This is a genomic window from Campylobacter gastrosuis (assembly GCF_030249845.1).
GTDB lineage: Bacteria > Campylobacterota > Campylobacteria > Campylobacterales > Campylobacteraceae > Campylobacter_A > Campylobacter_A gastrosuis.
Genome location: NZ_JANURM010000022.1, coordinates 1 through 20,853, shown reverse-complemented (window position 1 = coordinate 20,853; position 20,853 = coordinate 1). Strand labels below are relative to the sequence as shown.

General features: G+C 37.8%; 21 protein-coding genes. 7 read left to right on the top strand and 14 right to left on the bottom strand.

The genetic code is table 11. From position 1 onward, the window contains the following. Positions 1-203: flagellin (locus NYG85_RS10675; protein WP_284938583.1), on the top strand; the 203-nt coding region annotated here is incomplete at its 5' end. A gap of 646 nt (positions 204-849) precedes the next feature. Here the strand turns inward: NYG85_RS10675 and NYG85_RS10670 are convergent. From NYG85_RS10670 to NYG85_RS10645, 6 genes are all read right to left on the bottom strand, one after another. After that, positions 850-984 (bottom strand): hypothetical protein, encoded by a 135-nt coding sequence (locus tag NYG85_RS10670; protein WP_284938581.1) that lies wholly within the window; start codon positions 982-984, stop codon positions 850-852. A gap of 211 nt (positions 985-1,195) precedes the next feature. After that, positions 1,196-1,765: a hydrogenase-4 component G gene (locus tag NYG85_RS10665; protein WP_284938579.1), complete on the bottom strand. Its 570-nt coding sequence runs from the start codon at positions 1,763-1,765 to the stop codon at positions 1,196-1,198. A 79-nt stretch (positions 1,766-1,844) separates the two neighbouring features. After that, a complete protein-coding gene (locus tag NYG85_RS10660) occupies positions 1,845-3,188 on the bottom strand; it encodes an anaerobic C4-dicarboxylate transporter (protein WP_284938577.1) in 1,344 nt (447 codons plus the stop codon). Positions 3,189-3,260: 72 nt separating this feature from the next. Continuing rightward, complete coding sequence (locus tag NYG85_RS10655) at positions 3,261-4,661, bottom strand: aspartate ammonia-lyase (protein WP_284938575.1); 1,401 nt, start codon at positions 4,659-4,661, stop codon at positions 3,261-3,263. Positions 4,662-4,999: 338 nt separating this feature from the next. Beyond that, positions 5,000-7,441: a molybdopterin-dependent oxidoreductase gene (locus tag NYG85_RS10650; RefSeq protein WP_284938574.1), complete on the bottom strand. Its 2,442-nt coding sequence runs from the start codon at positions 7,439-7,441 to the stop codon at positions 5,000-5,002. Between the two features lie 23 nt (positions 7,442-7,464). Beyond that, positions 7,465-8,022, bottom strand: a complete 558-nt coding sequence (locus NYG85_RS10645) for a hypothetical protein (protein WP_284938573.1) — start codon at positions 8,020-8,022, stop codon at positions 7,465-7,467. A gap of 113 nt (positions 8,023-8,135) precedes the next feature. Here NYG85_RS10645 and NYG85_RS10640 point away from each other — a divergent pair, with 113 nt between their 5' ends. The 4 genes from NYG85_RS10640 (at position 8,136) to NYG85_RS10625 (ending at position 11,320) form a co-directional block, all read left to right on the top strand. Further along, positions 8,136-9,272 carry a hypothetical protein gene (locus NYG85_RS10640; protein ID WP_284938571.1) on the top strand — a complete coding sequence of 379 codons (1,137 nt, stop codon included), beginning with the start codon at positions 8,136-8,138 and terminating at the stop codon, positions 9,270-9,272. Positions 9,273-9,534: 262 nt separating this feature from the next. Then, positions 9,535-9,702 (top strand): hypothetical protein, encoded by a 168-nt coding sequence (locus NYG85_RS10635; protein ID WP_169752649.1) that lies wholly within the window; start codon positions 9,535-9,537, stop codon positions 9,700-9,702. A gap of 9 nt (positions 9,703-9,711) precedes the next feature. Next, the gene (locus NYG85_RS10630; RefSeq protein WP_284938569.1) at positions 9,712-10,428 is read left to right on the top strand and encodes a disulfide bond formation protein B; all 717 of its coding nucleotides are present in this window, start codon (positions 9,712-9,714) and stop codon (positions 10,426-10,428) included. Positions 10,429-10,438: 10 nt separating this feature from the next. Then, positions 10,439-11,320 carry a hypothetical protein gene (locus NYG85_RS10625; RefSeq protein WP_284938567.1) on the top strand — a complete coding sequence of 294 codons (882 nt, stop codon included), beginning with the start codon at positions 10,439-10,441 and terminating at the stop codon, positions 11,318-11,320. A gap of 26 nt (positions 11,321-11,346) precedes the next feature. Here the strand turns inward: NYG85_RS10625 and NYG85_RS10620 are convergent, their stop codons facing one another. From NYG85_RS10620 to NYG85_RS10585, 8 genes are all read right to left on the bottom strand, one after another. Continuing rightward, positions 11,347-11,940, bottom strand: a complete 594-nt coding sequence (locus NYG85_RS10620; protein WP_284938566.1) for an effector protein — start codon at positions 11,938-11,940, stop codon at positions 11,347-11,349. Between the two features lie 63 nt (positions 11,941-12,003). Continuing rightward, entirely contained in the window at positions 12,004-12,882 is an 879-nt protein-coding gene (gene nrfD / locus NYG85_RS10615; RefSeq protein WP_284938565.1) for an NrfD/PsrC family molybdoenzyme membrane anchor subunit, read from the bottom strand. A 12-nt stretch (positions 12,883-12,894) separates the two neighbouring features. Continuing rightward, complete coding sequence (locus NYG85_RS10610) at positions 12,895-13,533, bottom strand: TorD/DmsD family molecular chaperone (protein ID WP_284938563.1); 639 nt, start codon at positions 13,531-13,533, stop codon at positions 12,895-12,897. A 12-nt stretch (positions 13,534-13,545) separates the two neighbouring features. Further along, complete coding sequence (locus NYG85_RS10605; protein WP_169752655.1) at positions 13,546-14,100, bottom strand: 4Fe-4S dicluster domain-containing protein; 555 nt, start codon at positions 14,098-14,100, stop codon at positions 13,546-13,548. Position 14,101: 1 nt separating this feature from the next. After that, entirely contained in the window at positions 14,102-16,393 is a 2,292-nt protein-coding gene (locus NYG85_RS10600) for a molybdopterin-containing oxidoreductase family protein (protein WP_284938562.1), read from the bottom strand. Positions 16,394-16,413: 20 nt separating this feature from the next. Next, positions 16,414-17,307: a hypothetical protein gene (locus NYG85_RS10595; protein WP_284938561.1), complete on the bottom strand. Its 894-nt coding sequence runs from the start codon at positions 17,305-17,307 to the stop codon at positions 16,414-16,416. A 10-nt stretch (positions 17,308-17,317) separates the two neighbouring features. Further along, positions 17,318-18,007 (bottom strand): disulfide bond formation protein B, encoded by a 690-nt coding sequence (locus NYG85_RS10590; protein WP_284938559.1) that lies wholly within the window; start codon positions 18,005-18,007, stop codon positions 17,318-17,320. 10 nt (positions 18,008-18,017) lie between these two features. Then, positions 18,018-18,185 carry a hypothetical protein gene (locus NYG85_RS10585; RefSeq protein ID WP_169752659.1) on the bottom strand — a complete coding sequence of 56 codons (168 nt, stop codon included), beginning with the start codon at positions 18,183-18,185 and terminating at the stop codon, positions 18,018-18,020. Positions 18,186-18,442: 257 nt separating this feature from the next. Between NYG85_RS10585 and hemE the strand changes: the two genes are divergently transcribed. Next, positions 18,443-19,465, top strand: coding sequence for a uroporphyrinogen decarboxylase (hemE, locus tag NYG85_RS10580; RefSeq protein ID WP_284938555.1), 1,023 nt, complete (start codon positions 18,443-18,445; stop codon positions 19,463-19,465). Positions 19,466-19,474: 9 nt separating this feature from the next. Further along, positions 19,475-20,853, top strand: a 1,379-nt coding sequence (locus NYG85_RS10575) for a nitrate- and nitrite sensing domain-containing protein (RefSeq protein ID WP_284938553.1), incomplete at its 3' end; no start/stop codon positions are given.

The window sequence follows — 20,853 nt, the reverse complement described above, 5'->3', positions numbered from 1 at the left end:
TTCAAAACCAGCTTGTTGCAACCGTTAGCAACATAACCGTAACACAAGTAAATGTTAAATCAGCTGAGAGCCAAATCAGAGATGTTGATTTTGCAGCTGAGAGTGCAAACTTCTCAAAACGAAATATTTTGGCACAATCGGGTAGCTACGCAATGAGCCAAGCAAACTCAGTGCAACAAAATGTCCTAAAACTGCTACAATAACTACAAATTTCTAGCAAACTTTGGTTTGCTAGAAATTCTTTTAATCCTTAAAATTTTGTTTATTTTGCAATAGAGCTTCGCTTGAAATTTAAAAAGTGTCGTTTGTTTTATTTAAGGGAGAAGGGGGCTTGAATTGCGTTCTGCTTGCAGCTACGAGCGAAGCGCAGTAGGGTCACCCCCTTCTCCCTTAACTATAACTTGCAAACAATCAAAATAATGTCGTAACATTATTTTGATTTTCGTTTGCTCCCAAGGGCGACGCTCTATCGTTGCTGTGCTTCGCACAGGCTTTAATTGCCGACAAGTCGGCTTTACGTTCTGGCATTTTTAAAATTTTAAACTAAAAATTTATGTTGTTTTTTGATAAAAATTCACGTGATTTTTTAGCAGAACTTTGCATTTTGTTAAAGGTGGGGCTTCTTTTGCATTCTGCTTTTAGAACGAGCAAAGCGAAGTAGGGTTGCTTTTGTTACAACTCGCAAATAAAATTTTTGTTACTTAAAAACGTAAATTTTTGGCTTGGTTTGCAGTAGAACTTTGCATTTTATTTTGAGTGTCGTTTGTTTTTCTTTAAGGGAGAAGGGGGTTTGAATTGTGCTCTGCTTTTAGAACGAGCAAAGCGAAGTAGGGTCGCACTTCTCCCTTGCTATAACTCGCAGACCACAAAAATGGTATCGTAATACCATTTTTGTTGCCGTCTGCTCCCCCACGACAACGCTCTATCGTTGCTGTGCTTCGCACAGGTTTTTATCGCCGACAAGTCGGCTTTACGTTCTGGCATTTTTAAAATTTTAAACTAAAAATTTATGTTGTTTTTTGATAAAAATTCACGTGATTTTTTAGCAGAACTTTGCATTTTGTTAAAGGTGGGGCTTCTTTTGCATTCTGCTTTTAGAACGAGCAAAGCGAAGCAAAGTCGCACTTCTCCCTTAACTATAACTCGCAAACAATCAAAACAATGTCGTAACATTGTTTTGATTTTGTCAGAGTTATCACGCTGTGGTGTTGATTACGTTTGCGTTTAGGCTTGAAAGCTTCTCGTCAATGGCGTCGGTTGCCTTTTGTATCGTTTGATACGAAATTTCAGGTAGTTTGCCACCCCACATCTGCTCAGCCTCTTTAAAACCACGCAAAATCCCCTCACGTCCAGCACGAAGCTTATCCGCATCATCGCCAGCACCGCTTAGCACGAAGTTAGCGATACGTTCGGCAGTTTTTGTAACGCCAAAAAATCCGTCATCGCTTACTAGCTCCTTTGCCTCATCTTTGCTTAGCTTATCAAGCGGAGTGCCGTTGTATCCAAGCGATGTTGTGTCTATGCCTTGTAAAATTTGCATTAAATTTTCAGGCACGTTAAAGCCTAAATTTTCAAAAACTGCGTTTTGAGCGTTGAAATTTGAGCTACTTTGGCTAATTGTCTGCTCTTTAAACTGCATAAAATAGGCGTTTGAGATCTGTTTTGCGTTCATATTTGCGTTAATCTCGGTGTTTTCTTGCTTTTTGGCGTTTAGACTGACGCTGTTGTAGGCTGTGTTTGCTTGAATGTCCGTTCTAATTTGCATTTTAAACTCCTTTAAAATTTTAAACTAAATCGGCAGTTGTGAGAATTTTTAAAGTCCGAGAGCAAAACTCTCGGATATTTTATAAAAGAATAGGCGCAACAACAAAGCCAAGTGCTACCGAGATAGCGACCATTATTGTGCCAGGAATAAAAAATGAGTGGTTGATTACAAATTTACCCACTCTTGTTGTGCCTGTGTCATCCATTGCGATTGCACCGAGTGTTGTCGGATATGTAGGCAACACAAAAAGTCCAGAAACAGCGGCAAATGAAGCGACTAAAATCCAAACGTGCTGTGCGTTTTCAGGGCTAGTCATACCAAGTGCGGCTGCAACAGCTGGCATCATAACACGAGTCGTGGCTGCTTGTGAGTAGAGCAGACAGCTTAAAAAGTAAAGGGCTATTGCTAGGACAAATGGATACTGGGTTACCACGTTTTTAGCGACCTCTTTAATGCCATCAATGTGTCCATTTACAAATGTCGTGCCAAGCCAAGCGATACCGACAACACAGATACAAGCGTTCATACCGCTTTGAAATGTGCTAGTTGAGAGTAGTTTGCCAGTATCAACCTTACATAAAACGACAATTAAAAATCCAATGGTAAGCATAAAGCTAATAATAGCGTTATCGCGTGATAAAATCGGCTTTTCAATAAGTCCAATGCTCTTTGAAATAGCAAGTGCGTAAGCTACGATAACTAAAACGCCAATACCAAAGATAATCACCGACCTAATCGCATAAGGCTTAATCTCTTTGTATTCTGTATCCTTAATCTCTTCAACCAAGCCTTTTGCTAGTCTTTCTTGATAAACTGGGTCTTTTGAAAGGTCTAGGTTGTAAAATTTATTGACAATAAAAGCAGTGGCTACGACAGCAATAAAAGTCGTAGATATGCAGATAAATAGTAACTTTGGATAGCTAACGCCAAGCTTTTCACAAACGCCAGTCATCGCAACAAACGCCGCTGAAATCGGACTAGCTGTGATAGCCACCTGTGATGATACGACAGAAAGGGCAAGTGGTGCTGATGGCTTGATATTTTGACCCTTTGCGACCTCTGTAATAACTGGTAGCATTGAAAAAGCAGTGTGTCCAGTCCCTGCAAAAATCGTTAAAAGATATGTAACGATAGGGGCTAAGAAGTTGATTTGCTTTGGGTTTTTGCGTAAGAATTTTGAAGCAACTTGCACCAAATAATCAAGTCCGCCAGCGACCTGCATCGCTGTGATAGCTGAGATAACAGAGGCGATGATTAAGATAACATCTGTTGGTATATCTTTCATCTCAACTTTCATACCAAGCATAGCAAGGACAACAACTCCAAGACCACCAGCGTAACCTACGCCCATACCACCTAGCTTAACGCCAAGGTAGATACCACCAAACAGCACGATAAGCTGTAAGATAAGCATAATATCCATTTTTTCTCCTTTAAAATTTCAAATGAAAATTTAATGTAATGATAATATTTTTACCATTACATTAATATAAATTTACCTTACCATACTTGGATTTAGCATATTTTTTGGCTCTAAAATTTTATCAATTTGCTCTTTTGTTAGATAGCCACGCTCTAAACAAATCTCGCCGACTGGTTTGCCAGTTGCAAGGGCTTCTTTTGCGATGCTTGCTGATTTTTCATAGCCTAAATGCGGATTAAAGGCTGTAACGATACCAACAGAGCCAAGCACTGATTTTAAGCAAGCTTCTTTGTTTGCTGTTAAATTTTTAACCGCTTTTAGTGCTAATGTTTTCATTGCATTTTCAAGGATTGTGATTGAGTTAAATAAAGCATATCCGATGCCCGGCTCAAAGGCATTTAGCTCAAACTCGCCCCTTTCAGAGCATAGCATTATTGTCGTGTCATTGCCGATTACCTCATAGCACGCCTCGCCTACGACTTCGCAAATTACTGGATTTACCTTGCCCGGCATTATTGAGCTGCCCGGCTGCATTTGTGGTAGGTTTATCTCGCCCAAACCACATCTTGGACCTGAGTTCATAAGGCGTAAATCGTTTGCGATTTTGCTTAGTCTAACGGCTGCTGTTTTTAAAGCACCACTAACAAACACAAAGTCGGCTGTATCTTGTGTAGCTGCGATAAAATCAGGTGCTTGTTTGAAATTTACACCAGTAATTTCACTTAGTTTTTTATCAACTACATTTTTATAATTTGGGTGGCAGTTTATGCCAGTGCCGATAGCTGTCGCACCTAAATTTAGGTAGCTCATCGTCTCTCTTGCGTAAGTTATCTTCTCAATGTCGCTTTTAATGTAACTTGCAAATGCGTTAAATGTGTTGCCAAGTGTGGTAGGCACGGCATCTTCAAGCTCGGTTCTACCCATTTTGATGATGTCTTTAAACTCATCTGATTTTTTTAGTAGCTCATCACGAAGTAGCTCCATAGATTTTAGCAAATCGCTTAATTTTGCGTAAGCGGCGACTTTGATTGAGCTTGGGTAGGTGTCGTTTGTGCTTTGACCTAAATTTGTGTGATCATTTGGGTGTAAAAACTGATACTCGCCCTTTTTGTGTCCCATTAATTCAAGTGCGATATTTGAGATAACTTCGTTTAAATTCATATTTGTTGATGTGCCAGCACCGCCTTGAATCATATCAACTACAAACTGGTCAGCATATTCGCCAGCGATGATTTTATCGCAGGCTTTTGCTATGTAGTCTGCGATATTTGGGTCTAAAACGCCGACTTCTTTGTTTGAAAGAGCAGCTGCTTTTTTAACCTGAGCAAACGCCTTAACAAAAAACGGATAATCTCTTAAACGTCTGCCAGTCATTTGAAAATTTTCAACAGCTCTGAATGTCTGAACTCCGTAATAAACGCTATCGTCTATTTCAAGCTCGCCGATGAAGTCGTGTTCTTTTCTAGTTGCCATAAACTATTCTCCTTGTGTGAAATGAATTGTGAAATTATAATATATTTTTTAATTTAAAAAATTAATGTTTATTTTAGATTTTAAGAATTTAGCCAATATCGTATTTTAAACATTATGCTAATTAATTACTTAAAATTTATAAGCTAGTTTTAAATTAAAAAGCGAAATTTTGGGTTTTTACCATAAAATGTAACGAATTTATCACTAAAATGTAACGATTTTTTTCATAAAAAGTAAAATTTTTTAAGCTTTGATAGACAAAATATCTAAAATTTTGGATTTTTACTTAATAAAATCAATTAATTTGAAAAATCCTAGCCCCAAAGCGGGGCTAGAAACTATAAATTTTGCAAAATTTGCGGTTTTGAAAATGCCTTAATAGGCAAAATTTTGCCCTTAAATTTCTCAACCTGCACCAAAGTCGTGTGAGCTGTATTGCTTTGGGCTAGTTTTGAGGTGCCTTTGTCGTTTGTTAGCACATTTACGCAGCCGTGTTGGCAAAGGCTTTTCTCGCCCCAAATTTCAGGGTCATACCACGCACCTTCGCATATTATCGCCACGTTTTCTTGCACTAAATCAGTTAGCAAAGCACCTGCTAAAATCTCGCCCCTATCGTTAAATACTCGCACGATATCGCCAGTTTTTATGCCTCTAATTTCAGCCGTTTTTGGATTTATTAGCATTGGCTCACGACCGCTAACTTCGGCGAAATTTCTAATGATTGAGTTATTTAGCTGAGAGTGAAGTCGGTAGCGTGAGTGCGGACTAACAACGTGTATCGGATACTTTTTGGCAATATCGCTACCTAGCCACTCAAACGGCTCAATCCACGCTGGGTGTGCTGGGCAGTCATCATAGCCAAATTTTGCAATCACTGGCGAGTAAATTTCAATCTTACCTGACGGCGTGCCTAGCCTATTTTTAGCCGGATCAGCCCTAAAATCGGCAAATCTTGTGTAATACTCGCTCTCTTTTTTATCCTCTTTAAACTGCACGTAGCCAACCTGCCAAAACTCATCAAAACTTGGCATATTTAGCCCCATATTTTTAGCTTGTGCCTGTGCGTCTTCGTAAAATTCCTTTGCCCACTCTTTTTCGGTTTTACCCTCACTAAACACATCGCCTCTGCCCCAGCGTTTGCAAATTTCGTGGCAGATCCAGTAGTCACTTCTGCTCTCGCCCATTGGCTCTATAATTGGGCGGTTTGCTACGATATATTCGCCTGTTGGAGCGGTCTGGTTTATGTCATCACGCTCAATCTCAATGGCAACAGGCAGCACTATATCGCTTAATTTTGCCGTGCTAGTCCAGTATGGCTCGGCTGTGATGACGGTGTCAAATTTACGCCACGCTTTAACGGCGTTATTTACATTTTGATGACGTGTAAACATCGAGCCACTTGCCATATACGCAACTCTCATATGTGGCAGTTTTATTTTTGTGCCGTCATAATCTATCTCTTTGCCCGGATTTAAAAGTGCCTGTATTGAGCGTGATGACGGGATCGTGATATTTTTTGTCGTTCGCCACGGAGCGTTATCAACGCTGTCGTATTTCTCGCTTATCCTTGTGCTTATGCCTTTTAGGGCTGGGGCGATTTTATCGGTTGCGCCGTTTGAGTAATAAAGGTTGTATTCAAAGCCAAGCCCCTCTTTGCCGATGTGTCCTAGCATCGCACTTAGCGTTACAAGCGACCAGAATGCAAGCTCGCCGTGATCAGCCCTTTGAAGTGCGCGACCAATTATTATCGTGCTTGGCTCTTTGGCTAGTTTTGTGGCTAAATCCGCCATAGATTTAGCGTCAAGTCCGCAAATTTTAGACGCCCACTCTAAATTTTTCTCAACGCCGTCATTTTTACCCATAAAGTAATCTTTAAATTTATTAAAGCCAACGGTGTATTTTTTGATAAACTCAGCGTCATAAAGGTTGTTTGTATAAAGGTAGTGGCACATTGCGATAGCCATTGCAGTATCGGTATTTGGACGCACGATTAAATTTTGTGAGCCAAAGTATTTTGCTGTTTCATTTACCATTACATTTACGCTGTAAATTTTTGCGTCTGATTTTTTAAGCTCCTGTAAGCCCAAATATCCGTCGTGTGTAGGTGGTACCCAAGAGATTTGCCCAGTTACAAGCGGATCTGTGCCCCAAAATACGACATTTTTTGCATTCTTTGCGATCGCACGCCACTTTGTAGGCGTATCATAAACCGAGCTACTGCCCACAACGTGTGGCATTATGACAAGTCCAGCACCGGTTGAGTAGTCGCCACTCTCTTCAACATATCCGCCAAGCACTTTTAGCATTCTGTGAGCGACCGTTCTGCCCCAGCTGACCTTACCGCTACCGCCCCACCAGTAGCACTCGCCATAAACCGCCTCGCTGCCGTATTTATCAAAATTTTCTTTTAACGCCTTTGCTGCTAAATCAAGTGCCACATCCCAGCTAACACGCACAAACTCGTCTTTACCACGAAGCTCGCTCTTGGCTGGACCTTTTGCCTTTAAGTAGCTCTTTCTTACCATAGGGTAAAGCACTCTGTTTTCGTTTTGAACAACGTCAGGCAAAGAGTAGTTCATAGTATTTGGGAATTTATCACCCTCAAAACTATCAACAGAAACGACCTGACCTGAGTTTAGATTAGCCCAAAATAGCCCAAATCTATTTGCGCCAAAGACTCTTTTGTTATCAAAAATAGTCTGACTTACGCCCTCAATCCTACTTGCACTAAGCGTAGTCGCCGCCATTACTGAAGCCTTTAAGAAATTTCGTCTTTTCATTTTTCTCCCCTATAAAAAGATTTTTATTCACTTTTCTTCGCATTGTGTTGTAAAAATTTTATGACTAAATTTAAGCTACTCTCATCAAGCGCGATAAATCCAGCATCAACCATACCTTTGATATTTGCTGGCCACTGAGCAGCCGTAAAGCTCTCTGGCTCGTGAAGTCTATGACAAGCCGAACAGCTCTCTTCGTAAATTTTCTTTGCACTCTCATAAAGTGCGTTTTTATCGTTAGTTATGGCACTTTTATCAACTTCATAAACACCCTCTACTTCATACCAAATTTCGCCATAATCATCTTCTAAATTTTTGATAATCTTGAAATTCTTATCGTCCTCTTTATCAAACGTAGCATAAATTTGTGGCTCTTTCATACTTTTTAAAATTTGCGTTTTGTGGTTTTCAGATACCACACCTTTTATCTTGATATTTGCGGTTTTATCGGTAGTTGTAACGACTTCAACTGGGGTTAGAATTTCTATCTTTACGCCACTTGATGTCGTATCTTTTTGCATAAACTGAGCAAAAGCATTAGCAGATAAAAATACAATCGCCAAACATAAAATTTTACCTTTCATTTTCTCCCCTTAAAAAATAAAATTAGTCTATTTTAGCACCACAAAACTTAAAATTTTAAAAATTTTTAATGTTTTTTAAATATAATATTTTTACAAAAAAGAGGCATAAAACTATGGAAAATATCTTTTTAGAATCTTACGACGTTTTTAAAATTTACCCAAACAATAGCGGGAAAGTATATACCGATTTTTTAGAAAACAACAGACGCTACTCCATAACAAGATGCTACTACAATATCGTTATTGACAACGTGTTTTTGACATACTCGCACCTTATGCTTTATGAGGAGTGTCTTTACATTTTGTATTCGCAAAATAAGCTAAAAAATATGGACTTTTCATTTAGCATAAAAAAATCCGAACTTGCTAAGAAATTTAAAACCGACATAACAAAAAGTGCGACAGAAACGATAAAAAGATTGCACGAGTTAGAGCAAGTAAAAATTAGCATTTTTGTCAAGGACAAGATAGAAAAATCACTAAACATCATATCTCATATCAGCACAAAAGAGAGCGAAAAATACAGCGATATACCAGATGAGATAACGATAACCTTAAACCAAGAATTTGTAAAACTATATCGCTGCAACTATCTTGATAAGATTGAGTATCTAAACAGCTTTGAGGCTGAGCAGGGTAGTTTTATTAGGTATTTTATACAACACGAACTTGACGGCGGTGTAAAAAGCTCTGCCATACTTGATAAAATGGGCGTTTTTGACTACATTCCTTTTAGTAGAAAAAAGAGATTTGAGCAAGAGATTGCAAGTTTGGAATTTTATTATAAAAATGAAAAATACTGCGTAAAAGACGGCTTTGTAGTAGTGGAAGGCGAATCTAGCTCAAGCTCTGGAAATCAAAACGCAGCTATTGAACTTTATAAAATCATATACGCTCAAATCAGCGAAAAATGCGATAGACGCATCGTTTTAGACGATTTAATCTTAGAGCCTTATTATAACCGCTTCGGGCGTTTTGAGTCAGCAAACACTCTTTCTAAAATATTAAACGATATGGAGCTTATGCTAAATCAATCTTTACAGCAAGATAGTGGCGATACGACTTATTTTTCTCATTTTTTCGAGGGCGTAGTGTGTAAAAAAAATGAGAATTTCAAAGCCTTTTTAGAGCTAAATCAAAAGGGGTTTGAATATATGCTTTCGCGTCGTGCGAATTTGGACTTTTGGAATGTCGAATCCGCCGACTACGGACTTACGCCCTACCCTAGCGGAAACGCTTGCGGAATATAATCTCACAAAATATATTTTTAAGCATCTTAAAATATAAAATTTAACCTTTATTATATTTTATTTAAGATGCTTCCATTTTAATTAGCAATATATTAAAAAATACTTTAATATATAAAAAATAATTACAAAAATACATTTTATATATATTATTAAAAATAAAAAATCTATTTTTTATATAATAAAATAGATTTTTTATTTAAATTTAATAAATAAAGCAGTATATTTTTAAATACAAATAAAATCTTACGTAAAGGAGAGCAAAATGGAATTCCTTATGGTTTTGATGTTTTTCATCGCTGGAATTTATCTTTGGTTAAAACCGGAGAAAAAGTCCGCCGTGTTTAAATTTGGAGTTGCGGGTATAGCGATACTCGTGATTATGATGGCATACGTTAATAAATTTACCGTTTTGCCGATGGGAAATTTCTAGGAGGATATTATGCAAAATAAAAATCTTGCCACTTGGGGCGATGACGAGAAGTATTTTTTCAATCTCTTTGCACTAGCCGCACTTGCGCTTGTAGCACTTCCTGTTGGGATAGCCTGCGTTATACTTGGATTTGGTATGGGAGATAGCCCTTGCATAATGTGTTGGCACGAGAGGTTTTGTATGGTCGCCGTATCGTTTGTAGCGCTTCTTATCGTTAGATACGGTTTTAAGGTCAAATATCTAGCTTCAATCATCTTTCTTACTTGCCTTGGACTTTACGACGGATTTACGCATTATAGTTTAGACGGCACATACGGAGGGTATCTTGATATCAAGCAAGGATTCGGGCTTGAAATTTTAGGCGCGCATACTCAGTTTTGGGTTGTCGTGGTGCATTTTTTTATATTTTTATTTTTAGGAGTTATTTTATTTTTAGGCAAAAACGTAGGTTCTATAATGAAAAAGAGCGAAAATGGCGAATATGGCGAAGTTTTGCCTAGTTTTACGCTGGGTAAAATCGCGGTTGTTACTTTCGTGATTATAATGGGGCTTAATCTTATTCAAGCCTTTATTACCGCCGGTCCTCCGCCGTATCTAGCCTCAGCCACTCCTTCAAGAATGAGCGTAGATCCTAGCAAATGGTTTTGGGAGCTTGATCACTGGGATGGTTTTGAGATAGATTATCGCGAGAGCTGGAACCCAAAACTTCCTAATTTACCTAAATAAGGATTAAATAATGAAAAGAATTTTTATGATTTTAACTATTGCGATGGGACTATTTGCCAATGAATTTGATTTAGACCCTAAAAACGGAGCGATAGAAAATATAACTATGCTAAAACAAACGGGAATTTTTGATGTCAAGCTAAACGATAATACGCCAATTACCGGGCTTGATTATGATGAAGAGAGTAAAAAATTTTTAATAGCCACTCTTAAACTTGAATTATATACGATGGATGAAAATTTAAAGGGCATAAACGGCTACTTAAAAAGCACTAAAGATTGGATAATCCAAATGGAAGATGCGGTAAGCGCGTGCTTTTACAACGGCTCAATCGGTATGATGAGCTATAATAAAACGTATCAATTTTTTAAACACGCCCCAAAACAAAGCGAGGACGAGGCGAATAAGGCGTGGAGATACTTGCTAAAAGGATACGAAGACTACACGCTTGATTTTAAAGACCGCTATTATACGATACGTGCCAAACAGCAGTATATTTTATCTTGGGATTACTCTAAATTTTACAAAGAATTCTTTATCGCCACCGTGCCTGATGATATAAAGCCAAGCTGGAGCGTAGCTAGCTTTTCAGACTCTGATAATATGCTATCTACGGAATTTATACCAAGCCTTGATGAAACCTTAGCCGTTAAAAAAGATAGAAATTTAGATGATTACTACATAACAGGTATGGACGCAAGCGGCGAGTTTATATACCTACTCTCAAAACAATATTCAAGCATATTAAAGCTTGATTTGCGCACTAGAAAAATCATCAAAGCGTATGGATTTAGCGGATTAAACGACGCTCACGCATTAGCGATTAAAGATGGTAAATTTTATATCGCCTCAAAAGAAAACGGAGCGAATAAAATAGCCGTTTTTGAGTAAATTTAAGGGGCTTTACGCTCCTTAAATCATTTTTGCTTTTTAAGCTCTTTTATAAATTCATCTAACTCGCCATTAATTTGTGCGTTAAAAAGGGTTTGGTTGATTTTTAAAATTTCAGCCGTATAATCGTGATTTAAAATCTCGTTTATAAAATCAAAACTATCGCTGTCTTGCTTTATCTCAAACATATCACGCCAAATGTCAGTTATCCACCAACCGCATTTTGAGAGGCAGTCAAACTCTTTTAAAATTTCATCTTTTATCTTAATGACAACCTTATCGGTTTGCGTGATATCACTATTAACAAAATCTTTATGAGCGCCATCAAGGTTTATAAAAAGCCTATAACCTAGCGAATTTACGCTATTTTCGGAGCTAATTCTAAACTGAAAAATCGCATCTTTAAAATCCACGTGAGATATGCAAATTTGGTGCTTTTGTGTAAAATTTGGATATGAGTTAAAAGCCTTGTCATCTAGGGCTAAATACCAAGGAGTGTCGGCATTTTTGAGCCTAAACTCGTCAAATGCAAATTTTATAAAATCCTTATAACTCTTCTCATCTGCTTCAAAAAAGTTATAATTTGCAAAATTACGCTCCCTAAATAGACTAAACTTCAAGCTAAACTCCATAAAAAAAGGTAGGGCTATTATACCCTACCTTACTAAATTTAAAGGGGAAACCTAAAAAATGTAAAAGGCACCAAAAATTATAAATGCTCTTAGGCAAAAACCGCCTACTAACACGCAAATTTCACTAGCGACACTGCCTTTTGCCTCCACTTGACATACACTGCCATCACTAGTAGCACAAGCTCTATTTAAAAATAAATTTGCACCGCCAAGTAGTGGCACAACTAGACCAAGTCCTACAAATCCTATCCAAAATACAAAAGCCAAACTTCCAGCAGTTATGTGCTTAATACTAGCAAAACCGGCAGCCTCGCCACTAACCATACCAAATAACATAATAATCGCAAAAATTTCAAAAGCCACTAAGATAGTGTGAAATTTATGCACGCTATGAGTGAGCGAATGTCCGGCGTTTAAAGTAACGATAGCGTTCGCACTTGTGCCAGTTGAGAGCGCTGATATGACAAAAATCACAGGCACCCAGATACTAGCCCAAAGTGGAATTGCCTTAACCACATACAAAAGCAGTCCAGTATAACCCATAACGCCAAAAGCTAAAACGATACCAAGTATAAGCATATGATCGCAAATTTTGCCCTCTTTTAACGCTTTAAAATACACAAGAGCACTTACGATTATAAAAAATGTAAGCAGATACGTTCCTATGCTCATCATAGATGTAGGCTCGGTGTATAAATTTATGATTTTAAGCGGATTTATGGCTGCGCTTGGTGCTAAGTCAAGCAACAAAAGTGCCGTTCCTATCACAACAGCAACTGGCGCTAGTAAAAATCCAAATTTATAAAATCTCTCATTTATCTTGCCAAAAACTCCCTTATACGCAAGTGCCGAAGCCACAAACGCCCCAGCGCCAAGACCACCCAAAAATAGATAGATGACAATCAGCCATCCCCAAGTATTTTGTAACATTGTCTTTCCTTTTTACTTTTTACTAAATGGGGCTAAATTTATAATCTCATTTTCAAGGTATAAATTTAAAAACTCCCCAAAATACTTCCATACAACAAGCTTTGTAGCTTCTGATGAAGCCTTGGCAAAATCTCTAAACCACATCGTATGCAAACTCACAAACTCCGCTTTTTGCTCTGCTAGTTCTTCAAATTTTGCCTTATCATCATCTGCGTAAGCAAGCATATTGTAACTCATAAAATAAAGATATTGAAGCTCAAATCCTATATAGTCATCTGGAAATTTATCAAACTGCTCATCATCTACCCTAAGTCCCGCTCTCTTATAAAACGCCCTAACCTCAAAAGTCTGTGTGCCAAACATATTTTTATAATCAAAATATGTGGATTCATAAGGTAGCGCTTTTGGGCGACGAGGACCGACAAAAAGTCTGTTAAACTCATATCTTAAATCATCAAGCAATACATCATCTGTAGAGATTTTGCAAAGCTCTTTTATAAAAGCGTGTTCTTTAAATTTAGGCTCAAATTCCTCGCATAGCGTTAGAATTTCGCTAAATTCTTGTTTTTTAAGCTCTTGTAAAAATATACGCCTTAAAAAATCCTCTACAAAAAGACTATTTTTTATAGTGTTTTGAGCTAAAATTTCCATTTTGTATCCTTATTAGTGGATAAATTCGTTTCGCTTCATTCTAGGATAGAAACGAATATTTGGCTTGGTAAAGAAGTGCTTAAAGCCTGGCATCTCTTTATTCATACCTGCGCTATCGCTGACATCGGTATCAACTAGCTTTAAAACCCCACACGGACAGCCTTCAACACAAGCTGGTTGCTCGCCTCGCTCTAGCTTTTCTGCACAAAGATTACATTTTTGAGCCTTGCCGTCAAAGCCTTTATTAATCGCACCATAAGGACAACCTAGCATACAATATCCGCAACCAATGCACTTATCGTGAAGTGGCTGAACTACGCCATTATCTAGCTTGATATAAGCTCCAACTGGGCAGACGTCCATACAAGCTGGATTGTCGCAGTGGTGGCAAGAGTGAGAGATGAAAATGTCTTTTGAAATTCCATCTTCATTAATCAAAAGATTATCCACTTTACGCCAGTTTATATCTGGGTGTTGGTTGTGATAAACCTGACAAGATACTTCACAAGCTAAACAACCTATACAAAAATTGTAATCAAATAAAAATCCAAGTTTTCTCTTTTGCATTTTACGCTCCTACTTCTTGTTTGGCAGCTTTTTTAACTTCTACAAACGTAGCAGTATAAGTAGAGCCGTTGCCAAGATCGCTTACGCCGTCAGAACAAAGCATATTCGCACCTGTTCTTGACTTTGTTACTTTAACCCAAATGTTATTCCAAGCATAGCAAATTCCAGGTTGCATTTGGTTTGTTTCTATCGCTGTAAATACCGCTGTGCCTTTCTCATTTGTCGCTTCAACCGTATCGCCGTGTTTAATGCCCCTAGCGTCCATATCCTCTTTTGTCATAAATAGCTCAGCGTTTCCTTTTACGATAACACGTTTTACTATGTATGGCATATTTCCCCAGTTTGAGTTATCTTGAAGCTGTGTTCCTGGAGTCATAAAATAAAGCGGATATTTTTTGACGTAATCTTTACCAAATTTTTGGTTATAGTAATCCCAGTCATCGCCAAGATCTATAACAGGATGATATCCAGCGTCTTTAAACGTCTTAGAATAAAGCTCACATTTGCCGCTTTGCGTTCCAAATACCAGCTTATCTTTTGGCGCGTAAGGGTAGTATGGGAACTGATCTTTCATACTTTCAGGCGTTCTGTGAGGTTTTATCCAACCAATCTTTTTAAGCTTTTCATAGGTGATATTTTGCTTTTTAGCAAATTCTGTATCCAAAAAGCGTCTGCAAACAGTCTCACTATCCCAGTTAAAGCACTCCTCTGTATAACCCATAGCCTTTGCAAGAGCGTTAAAGAACTCTAAATTTGTCTTAGCCTCTCCAAGAGGTTTTACGCTTTGTGCGTTGTAGCAAACATAGCCTGAAATTTGGTCATTTTGTATATCTTCGCTCTCCATAAATGTAACGCCAGGCAACACATAGTCAGCATAATCACAAGTATCTATATCATAAGGGTCTATAACCACCAAGAAAAAGTCATCGTCCATAATGCGTTTTTTGATTAAATTTGTATTTGGCGCGACAACCATCATATTTGAGTTATAGTGGATACAGGCTTTTATAGGCACTGGAACTGGCTTGTCAAGATATGTCGCACCCTCTTTTTGTATCCCTTTTCCAAACTCAACATAGCTAATCTCTTGTCTTTGAATTTTGTTGCCATTTTTATCTTTTGGCGATAAGTCAGGCATACAATTATCAAAGTTAAAACACCCTTTTACGTGAACATAAGCCCAAAATAGTCCCCCACCAAGTTTAGTTAAAGCGCCAGTTAATACAGGCAAAAACGTAACAGCGCGCACTAGTCTTGCACCATTAAAGTGCCTTTGTCCGCCGTCCCCGTGCATAATAGCAGGAGCTTTTGCGTGAGCGTATTCACGTGCGAAAACTTTGATCTGATCAACACTAGCGCCACACATATCAGCAAGTTCGCCATAAGTGTATAGTGAGCACTCTTTAACTAAATCCTCAAAACCCATAGTGTATTTTTCTACAAATTCGTGATCGTAAAGGTCCTCTTCTATTAAAACCTTACAAACCGCCAAACAAAATGCTGGATCGCTTGATGGTTTTAGCTGTATAAACATATCAGCTTGATTTGCCAAAGGCACACGGATAGTGTTTATTACGATTATCTTGCCACCTCTTTTTTTAACCCTGTGAGCAAATCTAACCCAGTGAACAGCGGTGTATGATTCATTTGAACCCCAGCTTATATACATATCTGACTCATCTACTTCAAGCGCGTCTTTTGAGTAGTCAGTCCCTATAACACTAGGAGTTCCTGCATATCGTGGCCAGTCGCAAGGGTTTCTAACAAGCCTAGTCGCGCCGTATTTTTCAAAGAAATTTCCACTTGAGATAGTCTTTGAGATATGTCCTTCGTTGCCTGAATAAACAAACTCAGTTAATGCCTCGCCGCCAAATTTTTCCTTTATATCAGTAAGCTTTGCGGCTATCTCTTTTAAAGCCTGATCCCAACTTATGCGCTCCCATTTGCCCTCAGTCTTTTTACCTATCCTTTTCATCGGATACATAATGCGATCTGGGTTATAAAGGTGCATAGCGTAAGTATGACCCTTAACACAGGCGGTTCCTTGAGTAAGCGGATGAGCTGGATCGCCCTTTATGCCAACCATTTTGCCGTCTTTTACCTCAGCGATTAACGCACACGCGTCACGGCAGTTTCTAGGACAGGTTAGGTGATGATACTCTACGTTTTCATCGCCCTTGTATGATTTTGGATTAAAATCCACTTCATACTGCTCCATTCCAAACAGCGTTGGAGCAGTTCCGGCAACTGCAAGACCTGCACCAACACCTTTTAAAAACGAACGTCTTTGCATATTTATCTCCTTTTTAAGGTCTATTTTTCAAAAACAAAAACTAAATTTTGCTTACCTTCTCTTGAAAAGATATAGAATTTATTATCTTTTATCGTGATAGCTCTTGGGTTTAAAACACCGCTAAAACCAAAAACTTCATCAATTTGTTTTGTGGCTAAATTTAGCTTTAAAATGCTTGAATAGTTTTTGCTAAGCAAATAGGCAAAATCCCCGCTAAACTCAATGCCAGTGATATAGTAATCATCTAAATTTCTATTATCTTTTATCTGCAAATTTGCACCAAAACTTGGCACAAATTCCTCTAAAATCATCTTATCATCGCCGTCAAAAACTCCAACCGACCAGTTAGATCTAACATCATTTGGCACAGAAGCGATTAAAAATTTATTACTCGCCTCATCATAGTCAAAGTCAAGTATAAACTGCTGTTTTGCTCTAAGCGTAAAGAAGCGATTTTTGTTGCCAAAGTCATTTAGCCTCCACTTATCATATCCGCTTATAAGGTGTCGCCACTGGCTATTTTGCTCATCTTTATCGCTGATATCAACTGGCTCGTATGATACAAATGTTTTGTTATAGCTTATGATTGATACTTCGTTTTTATACCAAGTAGCACCTACACTATCTTCCATTTCCATTATAAAGTGTCTGTCGTGTTTGCCGTATCTAAGCGGTTTAAAGTCTGCATCTAGTATGTAAAACTCATTGTCATTTGAAGATACTGCAAATTTCCCACTCTTAGCGTCATAATCCGCACCAGTTAGCGCGTTGTCATTTTCTAGTTTTATGGTAATCTTTTGACTTGGGGCGCCTAAATCTTTGACGTTTTTTACGGCACCAGCATTAAAGTCGGGATTAAAATCAAAGCCAAAAGCAAAGATAGCACTAAGTGCGAATGTAACCAATTTTTTCATTGTTTGCTCCTTACTTTGCTAGATCTGGAAGCTCTGGGTTCCAGTCAAATCTAAAATCTAATCCGCTTTGCCAGTGATCCATCTCCCAAAACCACTTGCTAGTATCCATACTCATACGAGGTGGTGTAGATGAGCCAAAATAAGGTGGTGGTCCTGATGTTATAAATGCTTGAATGCAGTTAGCGCCAACTATTATTAAAAATACCAAATTTGCAAATTTACCAAGTGGCAGATAGGCTAAAAATTTGCCGTATTTACCCTCTTCAGATTTTTGCATTATGGCGCCTAAATTTTTACTAAATAGCAAAATAATTGCTAAAAACACAAGCACAAAAAAATCAACAACCATTACCCAAAACTGAGTATGTGCGCCTAAAATTTCCAAACCAAAACCCTGCTTTATATCAAGGTATCCACCAAATGTCCCGTCTATACTATAATGTATAAATCCGTTAAAAAGCCCCCAACACGCCATAAGTATAAGAGCCGCTAGATAGCTTCGCTTAATACCATATCTAACCATCAAAAGTGCAATTAACGCAATGGCTATCATCGTAATACGCTCAGCCCAGCACATAACACAAGGACTATCGCCCATACCAAAACCAAGCACGACACAAGCTATACCAACTGGCAAAAGTATAAGCGCTATGACAGCTAGTGACATAAGGTTAAAAAAGCTTTTTTCACTCTCTTGCATACTAGACTCCTTATAAATTTCCAATAGGCATAACAACCCACAAATTCACATAAAATTCAAGCACGACTAACAAAGCACATCCAACAATCGCACAAGACACCGCCACTCCCTTTTTCTCAGGTCTTATATACATCACAAGAGCCGAGATAAAGAATAAAACTAATTGTAAAAACTCCATTGTTTATCCTTTATTTTGGATTTGTTAATAAGCTTATTTGGAAAATAATATAACTTTATTTATTAAATTAAAATAAAAAATAGAATTTTTTGTATAAAAAATGCTTATTTTTGTAAAATTTTTTATACAAAAGATATTTTTTACAAAATATTTTTTATATTTTAAGTTTATTTTTATAAAAATATATTTTTAAAAAATATTTACTAAAATTTTCAGCGTTTGTTTTGTATAATTTGACAAAAATTTAAAGGACATTTATGATATTTATTAATGCTTGTTTAAAAAAACCAACCCCATACACGCCAGTCTGGATGATGCGTCAAGCTGGCAGGTATCTACCAGAATATATGCAAGTTCGTGCGGCTGCTGGGGATTTTTTATCGCTTTGTAAGGACTACAAAAAGGCTAGTGAGGTTACCATTCAGCCAGTTGAAATTTTAGGCGTTGATGCGGCGATTTTATTTAGCGATATTTTGGTTGTCCCTTTGCAAATGGGTATGGAGCTTAAATTTTTAAAGGGCGAGGGACCAGTTTTTGATAAACCTATTAGAAATTTAGACGATTTAAACGCCCTTGATAGCGATAAAGCGGTTAAGGATTTAAGTTACGTCTATGATACGATTAAGCTAACTAGGCAAAATTTAGCAGATGATAAGGCGTTAATTGGCTTTTTAGGAGCTCCTTGGACACTTGCAACCTATATGATAGAGGGTCAGGGCAGTAAAACCTACGCCATTTGTAAAAAAATGCTCTATGAAAATCCAGAGCTTTTACATAAAATTTTAAGCAAGGTTACTGACGCTTGTATAGGATATGCCAAAATGCAAATAAAATCTGGCGTAAATGCTATCCAAATTTTTGACAGCTGGGCAGCAGCACTTGAAGAGAGTGCGTTTTTTGAGTTTAGCTGGGCTTATATTTTAAAAATCGTTGATGAGATAAAGCGTGAATTCCCAAGTGTCCCAGTCATCGTCTTTCCAAAAGGCATAAGCGGATACTTAGATAAAATTAGCGGGAATTTTGACGTTTTTGGCGTGGATTGGAGCACTCCGATTGAACTTGCAAAGGCAAAACTAAGCCCAAAATACGTCCTTCAAGGCAATATGGAGCCAACACGCCTTTACTCAAAAAGGGCAATTGATAAGGGCATTGATAAAATTTTATCCGTGATGAAAAGCACGCCTCATATTTTTAACCTTGGACACGGAATTTTACCTGATATCCCAGTAGAAAATGCAAAATATTTTATAAAAAAAGTGCAAGAAACCAGTATGATTTAAGGAGTATTTATGAACAATTTAAGCATAAAGCAGAAGATGCTTTTAGTGGTGCTAAGTAGTGTGCTTAGCCTTTTGCTGTTTAGCATTTACACCATAAACGGCTTTTTAAACAAACGCACAGAAGCCGAAACGAGCGCGGTTTTAGTTGATGATATCATTCATCACACCGACTTTATCCACGAGTTTCAAAAGGAGCGTGGGCTTAGTGCTGCCTTTGTAAATGGCGTAAAAAATGGCGAGAAACTAAACGAACAAAGGGCTTTAACCGACAAGACTTTGACCTTTTTATCACAAAATTTAAAAGAGAGAGTCAGTGGCGTTAGAAGCGAAGTTGATGCTATGGGGGGGGGTGCGGCTGCATCTTTTACTAAGGTAATCAGAGATGAAAACATACTCATCAACGCCTACACTTCAAGCCTAGACCCAAGCTTGGTTGATGATTTTAAAATGGCAATCGTAGTTGGCGATTTAAAGGAATTTTTAGGCATTACAAGGGCTACTTTAAATGGAATTTTAGCCAAAGGCATAATGGATAAAACCAGCCACGACAAGTTAAATACGCTTTTTGGAATTTTACAAAAGCTAAAAAACGACTTCTTAGACTTTAACGAAAAATCAGTCGCCCAGCAGTTTAGTGAGAAAATTTTAAACACGAGCGAGTATTTAGAAGTGGATAAAATTTTAAAAGACACGCTAAATGTTGGCTTTGGCGAAGCTACAAACTACAAACCAAACGAGTGGTTTGCACTTGCTACATCGCTAATTGACAAGGTTAGAGTGTATGAAATTTCGCTTTACTCAAACATAAAAGACAAGGCAATCGCCCTAAAAAGCACTGCAAACACGAATTTAATTAAAGCTGGGTTTGGCATTGGATTTTGTATTTTAGTTGTGATTTTGCTCTCATTTATTATTGGCAAACGCCTTGTAAATGATATTAACCAGATCGCAAACGGACTTAAAAATTTCTTTGATTTTTTAAATTTCAAGACCAAAGAAGCAAAACCACTAACCATAAAATCGCACGATGAGCTAGGCGTAATGGCAACCCTAATCAACGAAAACATCGCCAAAGTAGAACAATCCACAAATCAGGACAACATAGCCGTAAGTCAGTCGGTTGATACCGCAAAACAAATTGAAAACGGCAACCTAAAAGCTAGAATTACTCAAAACCCAGCAAATCCGGGGCTAATTGAGCTTAAAAACGTCCTAAATAAGATGCTTGACACGCTTGAACTCAAAGTCGGCTCTGATTTAAACGAGATTCAAAAGGTCTTTAACAGCTACCGAAACTCAAATTTCACAAGCAAAATCCAAAACCCAAAAGGCGAGGTTGAAATGGTTACAAACGCCCTTGGCGATGAAATCTCAAATATGCTAAGAAC

Bases quoted from the DNA above. Each gene is read 5' to 3' on its own strand.
- NYG85_RS10670 (WP_284938581.1), bottom strand. From the start codon at position 984: ATGCCAGAACGTAAAGCCGACTTGTCGGCGATAAAAACCTGTGCGAAG.
- NYG85_RS10665 (WP_284938579.1), bottom strand. From the start codon at position 1,765: ATGCAAATTAGAACGGACATTCAAGCAAACACAGCCTACAACAGCGTC.
- NYG85_RS10660 (WP_284938577.1), bottom strand. From the start codon at position 3,188: ATGGATATTATGCTTATCTTACAGCTTATCGTGCTGTTTGGTGGTATC.
- NYG85_RS10655 (WP_284938575.1), bottom strand. From the start codon at position 4,661: ATGGCAACTAGAAAAGAACACGACTTCATCGGCGAGCTTGAAATAGAC.
- NYG85_RS10650 (WP_284938574.1), bottom strand. From the start codon at position 7,441: ATGAAAAGACGAAATTTCTTAAAGGCTTCAGTAATGGCGGCGACTACG.
- NYG85_RS10645 (WP_284938573.1), bottom strand. From the start codon at position 8,022: ATGAAAGGTAAAATTTTATGTTTGGCGATTGTATTTTTATCTGCTAAT.
- NYG85_RS10640 (WP_284938571.1), top strand. From the start codon at position 8,136: ATGGAAAATATCTTTTTAGAATCTTACGACGTTTTTAAAATTTACCCA.
- NYG85_RS10635 (WP_169752649.1), top strand. From the start codon at position 9,535: ATGGAATTCCTTATGGTTTTGATGTTTTTCATCGCTGGAATTTATCTT.
- NYG85_RS10630 (WP_284938569.1), top strand. From the start codon at position 9,712: ATGCAAAATAAAAATCTTGCCACTTGGGGCGATGACGAGAAGTATTTT.
- NYG85_RS10625 (WP_284938567.1), top strand. From the start codon at position 10,439: ATGAAAAGAATTTTTATGATTTTAACTATTGCGATGGGACTATTTGCC.
- nrfD (WP_284938565.1), bottom strand. From the start codon at position 12,882: ATGTTACAAAATACTTGGGGATGGCTGATTGTCATCTATCTATTTTTG.
- NYG85_RS10610 (WP_284938563.1), bottom strand. From the start codon at position 13,533: ATGGAAATTTTAGCTCAAAACACTATAAAAAATAGTCTTTTTGTAGAG.
- NYG85_RS10605 (WP_169752655.1), bottom strand. From the start codon at position 14,100: ATGCAAAAGAGAAAACTTGGATTTTTATTTGATTACAATTTTTGTATA.
- NYG85_RS10600 (WP_284938562.1), bottom strand. From the start codon at position 16,393: ATGCAAAGACGTTCGTTTTTAAAAGGTGTTGGTGCAGGTCTTGCAGTT.
- NYG85_RS10595 (WP_284938561.1), bottom strand. From the start codon at position 17,307: ATGAAAAAATTGGTTACATTCGCACTTAGTGCTATCTTTGCTTTTGGC.
- NYG85_RS10590 (WP_284938559.1), bottom strand. From the start codon at position 18,007: ATGCAAGAGAGTGAAAAAAGCTTTTTTAACCTTATGTCACTAGCTGTC.
- NYG85_RS10585 (WP_169752659.1), bottom strand. From the start codon at position 18,185: ATGGAGTTTTTACAATTAGTTTTATTCTTTATCTCGGCTCTTGTGATG.
- hemE (WP_284938555.1), top strand. From the start codon at position 18,443: ATGATATTTATTAATGCTTGTTTAAAAAAACCAACCCCATACACGCCA.